Source organism: Niabella aurantiaca DSM 17617, from assembly GCF_000374125.1.
Classification (GTDB): Bacteria; Bacteroidota; Bacteroidia; order Chitinophagales; family Chitinophagaceae; genus Niabella; species Niabella aurantiaca.
In genome coordinates this window covers 76795-91137 of the sequence record NZ_KB893644.1, presented here as the reverse complement: position 1 = coordinate 91137, position 14343 = coordinate 76795, and the positions used below count along the sequence as shown (strand labels likewise).

The following is a 14343-nucleotide window of genomic DNA, read 5'->3' as shown; positions in this document are numbered from 1 at the left end:
AAAAAAGGCGATCTGTTTCCAGACTGCCTTTTTATAAAATCCAAACAGAGGTATTTCAAATCATCTCCGGTCAAACCGGTCCAGGTCCATCACTTTAGCCCACACCGCCACAAAATCGTTTACAAACTTCTCCTGGCCATCAGCGCTTCCGTATACTTCAGCGATGGCCCTCAGCTCGGCATGAGAACCAAATACAAGGTCGGCCCGGGTTGCCGTCCATTTAACTGCGCCTGTGCCACGATCGTAGCCTTCAAATAATTCCCGGTCTTCTGATGCGGCTCTCCAGGCGGTGCGCATATCCAGCAGGTTTACAAAAAAATCATTGGTCAGCTGTCCCGGACGTTCTGTAAGCACGCCGTGTTTTGACCCGTCAAAGTTCGTGTCCAGTACCCGCATGCCACCCATTAGCACGGTCAGCTCTGGCGCTGTAAACGTCAGTTGCTGTGCTTTATCGATCAGTAGTACCTCTGTAGAACCAGGGTATTGGATCTTACGGTAGTTCCGGAAGCCGTCCGCTGCCGGTTCCAGAAAGGCCATGGAATCCACGTCAGTTTGTTCCTGTGATGCATCCATACGACCCGGTGTTACAGGAACCGTAACCGGATGTCCGGCTTCTTTTGCGGCTTTCTCAATACCGGCTGCACCGGCCAGCACGATCAGATCCGCTATGGATACTTTTTTACCGTCTGTTTGCGCGGCATTAAATTCCATTTGGATACCATCCAGCACCTGCAGCACTTTTTGCAATTGTGCCGGGTTGTTCACCTGCCAGTCCTTTTGCGGCGCCAGCCGGATCCGGGCGCCATTGGCACCACCCCGCTTATCACCACCCCGGAAGGTGGAGGCAGCGGCCCAGGCGGTGGATACCAGCTCGGCGATGCTCAAACCGGACTGCAATAGTTTTGCCTTCAGCACCGCTTCGTCTTCCGCATTGATCAACGCATGATCCGCTGCCGGGATGGGATCTTCCCATATGAATTCCTCCTCCGGAATATCCGGGCCCAGATAGCGGCTACGTGGTCCCATATCGCGGTGCGTCAGCTTGAACCAGGCTTTGGCAAAAGCATCTGCAAAGGCATCCGGGTTTTCTAAAAAGTGCCGCGATATCTTTTCATACGCAGGATCAAATCTCAGGGAAAGATCGGTGGTCAGCATGGTGGGTCTGTGCTTTTTAGCCGGATCAAAGGCATCGGGCGTAATGGCTTCTGCATCTTTGGCCACCCATTGGTGGGCACCGGCCGGGCTCTTCGTCAGCTCCCATTCAAAGCCAAAAAGGGTTTCAAAGAAGTTATTGTCCCATTTTGTGGGTGTTTGCGTCCAGGTCACTTCCAGTCCACTTGTAATCGTGTCCGCACCTGCACCCTTACCAAAACTGTTGCTCCAGCCCAGTCCCTGGGCCTCTATGCCGGCAGCCTCGGGCTCTTTACCTACATGCGTGGCCGGAGCAGCACCGTGTGTTTTCCCAAATGTATGACCGCCGGCGATCAGGGCCACCGTTTCTTCGTCATTCATAGCCATACGGCCAAAAGTATCGCGGATGTCTTTTGCGGCGGCAATCGGATCCGGGTTTCCGTCAGGGCCTTCAGGATTTACATAGATCAGACCCATCTGTACCGCTGCCAGCGGTTTTTCGAGGTTGCGGGAATGGATCTGTCCATCTGCATCGTCGTCACTTACCAGAACACCACCGCTTTTTTCCACTCCTTCAGAACCGTCATGGCCATAACGTATATCTCCGCCCAGCCAGGTGGTCTCCGATCCCCAATATACATCTTCGGCCGCCTCCCATGCATCTTCGCGCCCGCCAGCAAAACCCAGGGTTTTGAAGCCCATTGACTCCAGCGCCACATTGCCGGCAAGGATCAGCAGATCGGCCCAGGACAGATTTTTACCGTATTTCTGTTTGATGGGCCAGAGCAGACGCCGGGCTTTGTCCAGACTTACATTATCCGGCCAGCTGTTCAATGGCGCAAAACGCTGTTGCCCGGAGCCGGCTCCGCCCCTGCCATCACCTACGCGATAGGTTCCGGCACTGTGCCAGGCCATACGGATGAATAATCCTCCATAATGTCCAAAGTCAGCCGGCCACCAGTCCTGCGAATCGGTCATTAACGTATGAAGGTCCTTTTTCACCGCTTCCAGATCGAGGCGCTTAAAGGCTTCCGCATAATTAAAATCCTCCTCCATTGGGCTGGACAGGGAAGAATGTTGTCTTAAAATATTCAGTCTTAACTGATTGGGCCACCAATCCCGGTTCTTGGTTCCTCCGCCAGCGTGTTGCTTTAAGGCGCCATTATGAAACGGGCATTTGCTGATGTCCTTTGCGTCTTTTTCCATTTTTATAAAGTTTTTGTTATTGATAGTGTCCTCCCTTACAGTGATCGTTCCCTGTAAAAGGCAAAACAAACTTAGGGCATTTACGTGATAAATTTTATCGATTAAATTTATCATCACATCATCGTAATCTATTAGCAAAAGAGGTCACCACCAGGTATATATTAACTGAAATATAAAGAATCGAAATAGCCGAATGACTACCTTTGCATGAAATCACTGCTATGCCGTTCTATCAGTATATTCAGGCAGGCACTCCTGCCGGCAAACGCACATTGCAACGCCTGCTGGCACTGCGCCAGAAGCTGAAAGCAGAAGTGCCCGCCAAACAGCTGGAAGGGAACCTGCTGCTGGCAACCTGGAACATCCGGGAATTTGATTCTCCTGCTTATGGAGCAAGGTTGCTGGAATCCTTTTATTATATCGCGGAGATCGTTGCCCATTTTGACATCATTGCTATCCAGGAAGTACGGGATGATCTGCAGGCACTCAAAAAATTAATACAGCTCTTAGGCAGCAACTGGCACTATGTTATTACCGATGTTACAGCCGGCAGCCAGGGCAACAAAGAACGGCTGGCTTTTGTATTTGATACCCGGAAAGTAAAATTTGGCGGTCTGGCGGGAGAATTGGTGCTGCCGCCCTTCCAGAGAAAGGACCCAGAAACAGGACAGACAGTTTATGAACCCATACAACAATTGGCACGTACGCCTTACACCTGCGGCTTTACAGCCGGCTGGACCAACTTCCAGCTGACCACAGTGCATATTTTATACGGCGAGGACCAACCGGATAATCCCGACCGGGTCCGTGAAATACAAACGATCGCCTCTACCCTGTCCAAACGGGCAGACGGTACAACGGAGTGGTCCAACAACAATATACTATTGGGCGACTTCAATATTTACCGGCCTGCCGACTCCACTTATGCAGCCATTGTCAATGCCGGATTTGTCATTCCTCCGGAATTGCAGCAATTGCCTTCCAATGCCTTAAAGAACAAATTTTACGATCAGATCGCTTTTAAAGTAAGGCCGGGGCGCTTTAATACCACCGGAAAGGCGGGTGTATTTGACTACTATGATGTAGTGTTCCGGGAAGCCGATGAAACAACATATGTCCAAGATATGGGCGAAGCCTACCAGACGACGGCAGCAGGCACGCCCCGTGCCAACAAGAGCGCCTATTACAAGACCTACTGGCGCACTTACCAAATGTCTGACCACTTGCCCATGTGGGTAGAGATCTGCATCGATTATACCGATGATTATCTGGACTCCCGGCAACGCCCGCCGCAACAGAGCGAAAGTCCCTCTTAGGTCAATCCAATATTCACCGCTAAACAGGTTCCGTATAACCAGAACCCCAAGAAGCTGCTTCGACTTTTTCAATATACCGACCCGATGGGGGTCAAAAATTGTACTCCCGGTTTTTTATCAGTAGAGGCTCCCAGGGGCCGGCCCTTTAAGGGCATTATGCCGATAACATGGATCAACGAGGCGGTACAAAGCTCCATCGGGCTGCCTGTTTGCTACAGCCCGAAAAAGTTTAAGCAACTCCAAAGATAGAACTCCCAGGAAATAATTAAACCCATCTGTTTTTAAACAGCTTCTAAGGACAACAAACCAAAAGCATTCCGCCAAAGATCAGCATTCATCTGCCGGAGATCCTATTATTCTAGAAACCATTCCGGATACTTTTCAAAGCGGAGGAGTCCGGATGAAGTGCAGATACCAGATATACAAGGCTGCAGAACTGACAGACGGAAGGAACTTCTTTCTTGCCCTGAACATCATTGTCTTTCTGATGCGTTCCTTTAGGATGCTAGTAGATCGCTAAATGACTTGAACTGCCGCGAACTGCCAGTTAATGACTGGAACTGCCTGTAGCTGCCGTCCTCTACCCAACCTTTCCAAAATACCCTTTTTGTTCAATGAACTTTTGGCAAAAGGTACAAAAGAGGTACAAGACATCCATAAAAATGATGTAAAATGGCGTCAACTGAAATAACCCGTTCACTTTCCGATACAGAAAGTACAAACCCTTGTTAGCGTTGGGTTTGGAAAGGCGGGGTACAAAAAGTAAACGTACTTTTTTGTAAAAAAATCCAACAAAAAAAGTAAGGGTTATTTAACCTTATTTTACAAGAACTTACTACAATTACCCTTTTTCAGGCAGTGCTTGCAAGATAAAAAAAACGGACATACTGTCCAAGAAAAAATCAGTATCCTATAACCATATTTATTGGCGGGTCATTAGTGAAAAAATCTCAGTTGTTGTAACTGCTATCAAGGATTAACTAAGGCCTGTTACTCTTTTCTAAAGCAAGAAATAATATTTAACTTTCTTGCCAAACCCGATACATGGCTAAAGAAGACAAATACTATTATTCAAGAAAAGTGGACGACGGATGGAGTTCGAGACAAATGCCGCAGTTGATCCGGTGGAACCCGGACTATCAAGTGGAAGTGGACGAAGAGGTAGAACATTATCAATACATATCTGTTGCAGTGACCAAGCTAAAGCAGGGAGATATACGAAAGCCGGCCAGCGATCAATTTACAAAAGTGAAACAGATTCTCCGTGAAGTTTTTATGGACCACTATTCGCTTGCAGTGAAACATATTTATGAGTCCAAGTTGGATGAAGGCGAGTGTTATATTCATTTGAAATCAAAAGATTGGATCATTGTTCGGTATTTTTCAGGAAATGAAAAGCAGCGATTTAAAATTGAAATAGATTTTCGAGACAGCGTAGAAGATCTTTGGATGAGGGTGAACACCGAGCATGGGCATAAAAACAGGCCGGATTCTCGAAAGAACGGTACTCCAATTACATTAGAGCAGTTTCAGCAATTCCTGCATCTTACAACTCAATTTCTTTACGATTCAGACAGTTTCCTAGTGCTTCTTGACGATTACATAAAAAACATGCACTTCCTAGCAAAAGGAGAGCGTGAAATACAAGGTCTTTTGATGAGCTCTGAAAAGTCTTTTGAAACTATCTTGGAACAATTGATCCTAAGAAAAGAACAACTTGAAAAACGCTTAATTGAAAACGATAATGATTCGACCCTTGATCGTGCCAAATTAAGGGGGGAATTGGAAGGTTTACTTTACGCCTGCACAGTCATTCGGAAATTTCGCTAAAAAGCTAAAGTAATCTATTGGAACTGCTCGCTTATCATTGAGCCACCCGAAGGAACTGGTAATCATCAGCCAGAGCGAAGCTGTTAAAGAATGGGTTGGAAAGTAGACAGGTGGAATTATAAGATGCAGTTTGGAGTAGTTAGTTTCGTTATATTCGAATTAATCCATTAAATTGAACATTCTGTCGGAGCTGATAGGTTAATAAATATTAGAATATGGAATTCGAGTTAAGTCCCGAAAGACAAGTTGGCGATACTGAAAGCTATAAGACATTTGTTGAAGAGTTTGATAAAAGCACATCCTTCTTGAATAGCCTTTCCAACCTAATAAATTACAATGGCCGAATTATTTCCCTATTTACGGATAGCGAAATACACTTTTTCAATATAGATCTGCTAGATAACGCCGTTCAAACATTAAGGAGTATCAAGCTTTGTTGTTCGATAGGAAGTTTTGCCGATGCCAATATGCTGATCAGAAGGCTAAGAGATGACCTGGTTATGTTTGTCTACGTTTTAAGTGTTATAAATCGACGTGAATCTTTTGTTGAGGCAGATGTAGAGAATATTAACACGACAGATTCCGACAAGTTTTTATCGTCATTTTCAAATCTGCGCTTTAATCCCAACATGACCGATGATGAAAAGGCGGTTTCGGCCTGGTTGAGGAATAAGGTAAATGAACTGCCCTCTAAGATAAGAACAAGGATTTTGAGTTTCGAAAATTATATGAAGGTGTTGAAGCAGAACGACAATATCGATACAATACTTTCTAGCTACAATCTTAAGCGATACTGGGAACAACTTAGCCAAAAGCTAAATAATTATGTTCACAATAATGGTTGGCAATTTACAGCACACAATATGATTCGCCCTTGGGATAAGGATCTTGATACTTACTTTAAGAATGTATGCATCCGAACTTCCTATATAACCACATTCTTTTTGGTATTAATGATAATGGTAGATGCGACTTTAATTTCATCGTCTGATATGGCTGACTATATGAATTGCGGAATGGAACCACCCGAAAACTGTCAATATGAAATAGCGCCATTTATCCAGAATTACCTCGATGAGGAGGTAGTCCGCATTCACCCCGAATTAAAACAGTACTTAAAGGACAATAACAGCTATGGGATGAAAATTAATTGACTCAAAACCCCCACGATGTAAGTAAGGCATCTATATTTTTTGATGGAAGGGATTCTAACCCTGTCGTTCTATTTTTGAGGACAAATGACACCGGTTCACTGTAACGATTATTGGGGTTGTCATCATAGGAATAAAGGAGGCTGATATCTGAGGCACTGCAGCGCTGCTGAAATAACTGAGTAGCGCGGAGTTCATTGAGAAGATGGATAAATCGTCCTTGAGGAAATCTGAAAGGAGCAAAAAGCACTTTGGCTAATTGTTGAATCTGGTTATCCGAGAGGCCAACCAGGCTATTATCCTTTTTTTCTTCTGCATTCTTTTTTACCTTTTCGATTAAGATCGGTATCTGAAGAGGATAGGTGTCCAACATCAGATGTTTTTCAATCCGGTCTTTGTCTGCCATCAGGTTTTCAAAATCTTCATCGACAGGGGCATTGGTGTAGTATTTTGCTGAATACATAATTTCAAGCGCATTCGACAGGCAATAGTGCGCATCCTTAAGTTGTGAAATTTCTGCAAAAAGTTGATAAGCTTGAAAAGCAAAATTAAAGAACTTCTTGTGCTGTTCTTCTGGTTCAGGAAACGGTGCGCCTTGACTGATGAACGCAAATAGCTTGTAAATGAAATGCCTTGCGAGTAGTGAAAGCGCCGTAGCCATAATATGTTTATGCTGCTTGTCAAATGCTCGCTTGTAAATCGCGTCTACTCTTTTTAGAAATAGGGTCTCACTGCTTATGAACCGATCGGCCATTTGTCTGCGTTCTTCCATCGGTAGGTCACTGTTTACTGTTTGCGAAAGCGTATAGGAAAGAAAATCAAGGTGAAGTTGATGTGTGATCAAGTGAGATTCTTGTTCTGCGTTCCAAAGCGTAAGCATATCTTTTATTTCTTCGTCAAGCCCACTCATCTCAATCGTTTCAAAGATACTGCCCATTTCAGCGGTGATGTCCGGTGGCGTTGGATTCAATTCTTTAATATCCATGATATGAAGCCGCTGCAGATTGATCCGCATAATTAATTTATTATGGATATCACGTATCTGTGGCTTGTTTTCTTCCAACCTCTGAATAAAATCTGCGGCAGTAATGCGGCCCAATTGCATCAAGTTCTTGCTTTCGGCATAATCGATCATCGTTCTTTCTGCTTCATCAAGATCAAAATTTCGTTTCAGCTTTCTGATAAAAAGATCTGACTGGTAAAAGTGACCTGTCTCCCCATATGCTATGCAAGCTAATATAAGTAGATCCCTATTGGTTTCGATCTCCTGCTGGGTGAATTGGCAAAGAGAGTGAAAAACAGGAGCTAAATCAAAGTGGGTAAGCAGCGCTAGTCCGAATTGCTTTAATGCACCTTTCAGGTGTTCTTTGTTATTCCAATCAAAAGGCCTATCACCTGGAATATCAACTATCGGCAGTTCATATTTTCCGCCGTTGGCTAACTGCATTTTCGCAGCATTATCAAATATAGTTTTTAAGGATACATGCAAATTTTTGATCGTTTCTTCCGTTATCTGATTAGCTATAGGCACATGGATATTGACAAACTCTTGCCTTGTCCATTTCCCAGAACCTCTGTCGCTATTAATCCTGTCGAAAATCTTACAGGAGAAATCATAGTATAGTTTTTCCGAAGAAACATCATACAGTACAATGATTCCTGTGGTAGGCAGCAAATTTAGCATATACCCAAGGCGGGAAGTCAGCATGGGGTAGGAAATATAAGTACTATTCTGCGCCAGCTCCGGGGATTGAATGCTTTTTAGCTGAATGGGAAATTTTAAATTTGTAGCTTCATCACCTTCCATCAGTTCGCACATATAGTCGCATCCCTTGTCGGGAGTTTCTTTTCGCAGAATAAACCCAAAATCTTCATTTAGCCAATCGTTCAATTTGCGCTCTGATCGAGCAGAGTTCATAGCAGAAGGGTCAACCTTTGGCTTGTCATTAATTGCCATAATACCTCTTTTAAATACGAAGATAGTATCATCAACGGATAGGGTAGTTTTGGAGGTATATGGTAAATTTGCGGAAAGCAGAGTGCGGATTTGAAAAGAAATTGAGAATATTTGTCTCATACCTTACTACGGCAAAAATCGGATGCAGGTATTGATGACGGTTTAAAGAATCCAGATCCATTACCTGAAGGTCTGACACACCAAATCCCGGAACCCGGTGGTGTTAATGCTTGGTACATGTTTAGTATGAGAAACAGATAGCAGTGATTGAACCAAATGCACCTCCTAAATTTGATAAATTAGTGGTTGGAGTTGCTGTTATTCGCAATCAATTCTTTAATGTCGCTTGCCAAAAAGAAACGCCTGGATCCAATTTTTACGGATCGCAGTTGCCCTTTTCTCATCCAATCGTAAATGGTGGGCTTTGAAACCTGAAACAACCGGCAGACATCTTTGATTTTTATTAGTTTCATATTCCTGTCGCTCTGGTCATCTGGACAAGTAACACTCTTTTCCAAAAGCACTTCACCTAATAAAATCTTCATCTGCTTCCAGAATTCATCTATATCGACAGGTATTAAAATTTGCATTCGCTGCATCCTATCTTTCTTTTATATATCTTTCAAATAAACCAAACTCCCCAAAAAAGGATTATAGGAAGGAACATATTTAATGTATCCTCCTTCCTTTAAATCCTTTAAACAGGCATGATAAGTCCGTGAAGAGCCGATCTTGGCCTGCTGCATCAGCTCCCTTGCAAAAACACAGACCGGGTTCTGCCAATCCTGCTTCCGGTAAAAATGCAGTATCGCCAGGTACAGGCTAATATGGGCAGGGCTGATCCGCGGATCATCGCTAACCGCATCCATAAACCCGTATATAAGATCACTCAATTGCACTTTAGCGGACCTTTTGTTTGGGAACCCTCTTTTGCGTTACTTCCTGCTGCTGCGTTTCCTTTTGCTTCGCAGCTTCTTTTTCTTGTTGCCGCTCCGGCCTTAGCTCCCGGTTAATCTCCGCAATGCGTTCCTTTAATTGCTGCGCAAACTCCTGCGAGATATATCCTTTTTCCACCAGCTTTTCATCCGGTACCCGTTTTTTGTTTTCGTCATAAACATTCATAGAACCCAGACTGATATTAGGCGACACGTACAGCTTTTCTTCATAACCGTCTTTATCAATGAATGTCGCTTTTTGAAGGTTCCCTCTGTACAGTGAATCTTTCAGTGAATCAGCATATTGTTCATTGCGCATCTCTTTAATGGAATAATTTGCCAGGGTCTTGTCCAGGTCAAAGCCATAACTGGGGTAATGCCGTTTTACCTCGTGGTTGCCGTTCTCCAGCTTTTTCTTAAAATTGATCCGCTCCCAGACCCTTTCGGCATCGCCATCTTTTGTCGTTTGCAGAACGCCTATCGGCCTTCCCTGCAAAGCGTTGAAAATAGCTTTCAGCGTATAGCGGTTCTCTACCTTGATCTGCTCGCCCTTGTTATCTCCATCGGGCTGCCTGCGGGAAGAAAGATAGAAGGTCTGGCTGCGGGGCGCGTCTTCGCCGTTCTTTTGCGTCGACGCCTCTATCTTGTTCATAAAATAATGATCCGATGTCTGAGACTTTTTTAAATGAAGCGTTCCCTCCATATTCCCATCCTCATACTCCTTAACGAAAGACTTTTGTATCACCGGCGCTCCGTCCTGCATCTGCTTTATTACGTCCGGTGTAAACGCTTCGTCCGCACCTACCCGGCGAAACTGGTTCTCGTTAAAGCTCTTTTCATTCTCGTCCATAATATCAATTTTTTTTATTAGAAAATCTGGTGCATTTACGCTATGAGGAGGAACATACTGCCTCCACATTTTAACCGCTGTTTCCAGGCCTTCAGGAGAGCTGCTTAATTTCTTCAGGTCCGTTTGTATGCCCATCAACTCTTTTCTTCCCCTGTCGGCCACCTTAAAATCATCCGAATATTCATGGCGCCAATCGGCATGTTGCATTTTGTACCGTAACTGGTTAACCAGCTCCATGTTATTTACAATACTGCGCAGGTCCAAAAACTGCTCACCGGTAAAATCATCGCTAATTAATTTTGGAACGATCTTACCATTTTCAATCTTTTCCATTGCCTCAACTGCGGAATCAACCTTTATGGAATCATACCAATCTGCGTCGCGAGGATGACGATGATAGAACAACGCGATATCCCCCAATCCATTACAAAATGTCAGATTTTCGGATGTGACCGCGCGTTCCGGTATATAAAAAACATCCGATGCGCCATATCGCTGCTGTTGTTTTAAAAGATCATAGATGCTTTTAAAATCCTCCTGCTCTATTAACATAGCTCTTCATTTTGGTGAAACGGTAAAACATTCCAACCCTCGGTTGATCTCATATCCATTATAATTTGCCCGACTATCGTGACAAGCGACGTTTATGCGATGAATTTTCTTTGGGTTCCTGTCGTTGCTGCTGCAACCAGGCCTGTTTAATTCCAAGTATCCGGTCAACCTCATCTTGCAGCAGGATCACCAAACGAAGAACATAAAAGTCTTCCTGCCCAGGCTGTCGCTCGATGTATTGCCACGCATCGAAAGCCGTTGCATAGTACGTGATATCTCCTTTGGTTATCGGGTCTTTTTCTGTCGGTACTACGGCCAACCTATTCCCTTTTTCTCTTTCAATACGGAGCATCTCTTTTAATTCCTGTGCCTCCTCACGGGATAATTTCCCTTCCAACAACTTCCTTTCCATCGCATATCTTTTATTATTTATCGTCTCATTTCATTCCCGTCCATGACAATTACTTTTTTTAATGATTAAATACCTTTTCCAACTGCCCGATCACTTTGAACAGTTCCAGTGCGATCTGCGGCACGATAGCATTGCCGTATGCCTTTACGCTTTCCGTTCGCCACTTAGAAAAGGTAATACCGTCCAGTTCGCGGGGAATCCCATCATTTCCCCCGCAAACTGCGGGTTGAGCGGGCCATTCATCCCAGCCAGGAATTGCAGCGAACCGGGAAGACTGTCCACCTTTCCGTTGTACTCCCTGGCCTTCGGTCCCTTCCAGTCCCTGGCTACCGGGGTCGGCAGCATAGCGATCAGCCGACTGAGCGTTACCCCTGCCATATATCCCGGCCTTACGCGTGTCGACTTCATCCGGGCGGTCGCACCGTTGCTGTCCATCGCTGTCAGCGTAGGGATCAGGCCCCATCGCAGGGTATGCTCGATCAGCGCGTCCTTCAGCGACTGCTGCCGCTTTTTGCCCTGCTTGTTCGTCCGCTGGCTGATCATCCCTTCTTCTAGGTTGATCACAATACTGTCGATCTGCTGCGCCGTCGGCGTGGGCAACAAACCATACTCTGTCGCGCCGATGCGGTGCGTTGACGGCGCAAGCTGGAATACACAAAACGACTGGCGTGCCATCGGTGAGCTGCGGTAGTACATATCCTGCTGCCCCGATTTCTGATATAATGCTTCCAATGACGCGCTTTTGAAGCCGGACAATGGCGCTGGTCTGCGGCTGTGCTTTGTCCGCACAAAAAAGCTCAACCGCTTTGATTTCCACTTCAGATAAACCCTCCGGCTCCAGAATGGTGAACAGTCCAGCAACGTTTTCAAGAACGATCCAGCGAGGCCGGACCTGTTCAATAATGCGGCGAGCCTGCGGCCAGAGGTACCGGTCATCTTCCGTGCCCTTTCGCCGTCCGGCTGTACTGAAAGGCTGGCAGGGAAAGCCCCCGCTGATAATATCAACAGTTCCTCGATACTGCGTTGCATCGAAGCGGCAGACGTCTTCATAACTTACCGCCTCCGGCCAGTAGTATTGCAGCACTTTCCTGCAAAACGGGTCTTTCTCGCAATGGAACGCATTGTCCCATCCCATCCAGGAAGCGGCCAGGTCGAACCCTCCGATCCCGCTGAATAAACTTCCATGTCGCATCACTATTCATTTTCCTCGTTTGTTTATCCTTGCTTAAAATAACTTTATCCTTTATCGTCAGCGCATTGCTATCAATTCCCATCTTTTTTAACTCGTCATATCTATCATGTGAGAAATGTAATCGCTGGTTTCCGCGCCGCTGGCAATGCTTAGATCGCCAATTGCCCCGGCAACATCCATTGCCGTTACTGCTATCCATTTACCGATCCTTTGGAAGATATTAGGCTTGCGGTCTCCCATTGCGTTAACTCTATTAACGGCCAGCCCATTGGATTGAAATTGTGCGAGCAATACATTATGATCGTAACCTTCTCTTAGTTCAGGACGTTGCATCCACCGGTATCCAGAGTACCTTGCAACGGAAGCAGCTTTTAAGATCACTTCTTTATCAATAGCTGATAAGTTAGTTTGCAATACCTCTTCCTCGAAGTCTTTGACTTTATTTTTCAGGCAGGCATAAGTGCAGCTATCATCCCCTTCATCTACCAGGATTTGAATAAGCTGCACCAGCTTTGTCTTAACTGCATCGCTCCACTGTGATCGGTCAATAAACCCATAGATATCGGCGGAAGCATCTACCACTATCTGCGGGATCTCATTAAAATGGTCCTGCGCCAACTCCGGCCAGTTTTTCATCCGGTAGAACTTTCGGATATAATTGCAGGAACCTGTAAAACCGCCGCACCTGCCAGTCTTCCGTTCCTGTTCAATAGAATCCAGGATAACGTTATGCCAGTACCCAAAATCATCATAAGGGTTCATTTGATTGGTCGGTTCATTGTCAGGTACCGGAATGGGCGGTTTTGCATTTTCATTTTTCTGACAACCAACGGAAAAAACAACTACAATACATGCTATTATAATAGATTGAAATATCTTCATTTTAATTGGATTTGCGCCAATTGTCCCGGCGACTGCCGGAACCCGGCAGTGAATAAAAAATACTTTAAAGGCAGCATTATTGCTGCTTTGAACTGAAAGGATCAATGCAATCTCCGGGCCTTTAGGAAACGCGGACTTTTTATAGGCAACACGATCATACGCCCGCCGCTTGCATCGGCAACCTGCATGAGTAAACGCTGATGGCGGGGCACCGTGAACGCATTAAAGCCTACCGGCCATGCTGCCGAACTATTGCCCCTCACCATTTTATAGTCTGGCAGGTACAGCGGTGTGATCTCAGTTTCATTGAGGGCCGTGCGTTTGGAACGTTTTTTATCGCGCAGGAAAAACTGGATATAGGCCGGTTGAAAATCTACCTGCGAGCGATTATCCATTCTTAGCTTTAACCAGAGATTGTTATCGGAAAGAAAAACGCCCTGAAGTTGTAACCGAAGCGATTGATTGTTCTGCCTTAATCCCATAAACCGGGCCGTACCCATAACCCGGAAAGCCTCGTTTTCCAACTCATGCGCATTGGTCGCTTCACCGGCAAGCTGAACAGGCCTATCGCCTGCAAAACTGATATTCAGGTGCAGCGGCCGGTCTTCATAGCTTAATACAAAAGAATAGAACCGACCATCGGCAGTAACCACCGATACATTAGTAGGAGCAAAATTTTCATCCGCCGCTTTCAACTGTAAAATATTTTCCACGCCTTTGGCTTTCTGAGCTAATACTGAACTGCTACCCCGGTCCACGCTTTTAACGGCATAAGGAAAGATCAGGTTGGTGGTCTGGTTATAACCAACGGCTATCTCATAAGGCTTTATACTTGCCGTTGTTGGATCAGCGTCCTGGGCTTTAGTTATTTTGTGGGCAAATAAAAAACATACACTCATTAACCCTGCTGCACAAATTCTGTTCATCAC

At 45.3% G+C, this 14343-nt stretch carries 12 protein-coding genes and 1 pseudogene; 3 read left to right on the top strand and 10 right to left on the bottom strand.

Going from position 1 to position 14343, the window contains the following annotated elements:
* Positions 1-60: 60 nt before the first annotated feature.
* The gene (gene katG, locus B160_RS0119620; RefSeq protein WP_026309884.1) at positions 61-2337 is read right to left on the bottom strand and encodes a catalase/peroxidase HPI; all 2277 of its coding nucleotides are present in this window, start codon (positions 2335-2337) and stop codon (positions 61-63) included.
* A 221-nt stretch (positions 2338-2558) separates the two neighbouring features.
* Here katG and B160_RS0119615 point away from each other — a divergent pair, with 221 nt between their 5' ends.
* The 3 genes from B160_RS0119615 to B160_RS0119595 all read left to right on the top strand — a co-directional run bounded on the left by B160_RS0119615 (position 2559) and on the right by B160_RS0119595 (position 6637).
* Positions 2559-3653: an endonuclease/exonuclease/phosphatase family protein gene (locus B160_RS0119615; RefSeq protein WP_018629634.1), complete on the top strand. Its 1095-nt coding sequence runs from the start codon at positions 2559-2561 to the stop codon at positions 3651-3653.
* Positions 3654-4697: 1044 nt separating this feature from the next.
* On the top strand, positions 4698-5483 hold the full coding sequence (locus tag B160_RS0119600; RefSeq protein ID WP_018629631.1) for a hypothetical protein: 786 nt from the start codon (positions 4698-4700) through the stop codon (positions 5481-5483).
* A gap of 215 nt (positions 5484-5698) precedes the next feature.
* Positions 5699-6637, top strand: a complete 939-nt coding sequence (locus tag B160_RS0119595) for a DUF5677 domain-containing protein (RefSeq protein WP_018629630.1) — start codon at positions 5699-5701, stop codon at positions 6635-6637.
* A gap of 1 nt (position 6638) precedes the next feature.
* On the opposite strand, the gene B160_RS0119590 is transcribed toward B160_RS0119595, so the two are convergent.
* From B160_RS0119590 to traN, 9 genes and pseudogenes are all read right to left on the bottom strand, one after another.
* Entirely contained in the window at positions 6639-8591 is a 1953-nt protein-coding gene (locus B160_RS0119590) for a DUF4365 domain-containing protein (RefSeq protein WP_018629629.1), read from the bottom strand.
* A gap of 299 nt (positions 8592-8890) precedes the next feature.
* Positions 8891-9190, bottom strand: coding sequence for a helix-turn-helix domain-containing protein (locus B160_RS0119585; protein ID WP_018629628.1), 300 nt, complete (start codon positions 9188-9190; stop codon positions 8891-8893).
* A 12-nt stretch (positions 9191-9202) separates the two neighbouring features.
* Positions 9203-9460: a hypothetical protein gene (locus B160_RS0119580; RefSeq protein ID WP_040680171.1), complete on the bottom strand. Its 258-nt coding sequence runs from the start codon at positions 9458-9460 to the stop codon at positions 9203-9205.
* Positions 9461-9491: 31 nt separating this feature from the next.
* A complete protein-coding gene (locus B160_RS0119575; protein WP_018629626.1) occupies positions 9492-10928 on the bottom strand; it encodes a hypothetical protein in 1437 nt (478 codons plus the stop codon).
* A gap of 73 nt (positions 10929-11001) precedes the next feature.
* Positions 11002-11340: a hypothetical protein gene (locus B160_RS0119570; RefSeq protein ID WP_018629625.1), complete on the bottom strand. Its 339-nt coding sequence runs from the start codon at positions 11338-11340 to the stop codon at positions 11002-11004.
* 144 nt (positions 11341-11484) lie between these two features.
* A complete protein-coding gene (locus B160_RS32285) occupies positions 11485-12201 on the bottom strand; it encodes a hypothetical protein (protein WP_245562249.1) in 717 nt (238 codons plus the stop codon).
* 43 nt (positions 12202-12244) lie between these two features.
* Positions 12245-12475, bottom strand: a pseudogene (locus tag B160_RS32610) (DNA cytosine methyltransferase); the annotation flags it as partial.
* Between the two features lie 144 nt (positions 12476-12619).
* Positions 12620-13519 carry a hypothetical protein gene (locus B160_RS0119555; RefSeq protein WP_018629622.1) on the bottom strand — a complete coding sequence of 300 codons (900 nt, stop codon included), beginning with the start codon at positions 13517-13519 and terminating at the stop codon, positions 12620-12622.
* Complete coding sequence (traN, locus tag B160_RS0119550) at positions 13516-14340, bottom strand: conjugative transposon protein TraN (RefSeq protein ID WP_018629621.1); 825 nt, start codon at positions 14338-14340, stop codon at positions 13516-13518. The genes B160_RS0119555 and traN overlap by 4 nt, the downstream gene beginning before the upstream one ends.
* Positions 14341-14343 lie beyond the last annotated feature (3 nt).

Coding starts and splice junctions, on each gene's coding strand:
- B160_RS0119580 (WP_040680171.1), bottom strand. CDS start 9,460: ATGGATGCGGTTAGCGATGATCCGCGGATCAGCCCTGCCCATATTAGC.
- B160_RS0119585 (WP_018629628.1), bottom strand. CDS start 9,190: ATGCAGCGAATGCAAATTTTAATACCTGTCGATATAGATGAATTCTGG.
- B160_RS0119615 (WP_018629634.1), top strand. CDS start 2,559: ATGCCGTTCTATCAGTATATTCAGGCAGGCACTCCTGCCGGCAAACGC.
- B160_RS0119600 (WP_018629631.1), top strand. CDS start 4,698: ATGGCTAAAGAAGACAAATACTATTATTCAAGAAAAGTGGACGACGGA.
- katG (WP_026309884.1), bottom strand. CDS start 2,337: ATGGAAAAAGACGCAAAGGACATCAGCAAATGCCCGTTTCATAATGGC.
- B160_RS0119590 (WP_018629629.1), bottom strand. CDS start 8,591: ATGGCAATTAATGACAAGCCAAAGGTTGACCCTTCTGCTATGAACTCT.
- B160_RS0119575 (WP_018629626.1), bottom strand. CDS start 10,928: ATGTTAATAGAGCAGGAGGATTTTAAAAGCATCTATGATCTTTTAAAA.
- B160_RS0119570 (WP_018629625.1), bottom strand. CDS start 11,340: ATGGAAAGGAAGTTGTTGGAAGGGAAATTATCCCGTGAGGAGGCACAG.
- B160_RS0119595 (WP_018629630.1), top strand. CDS start 5,699: ATGGAATTCGAGTTAAGTCCCGAAAGACAAGTTGGCGATACTGAAAGC.
- traN (WP_018629621.1), bottom strand. CDS start 14,340: ATGAACAGAATTTGTGCAGCAGGGTTAATGAGTGTATGTTTTTTATTT.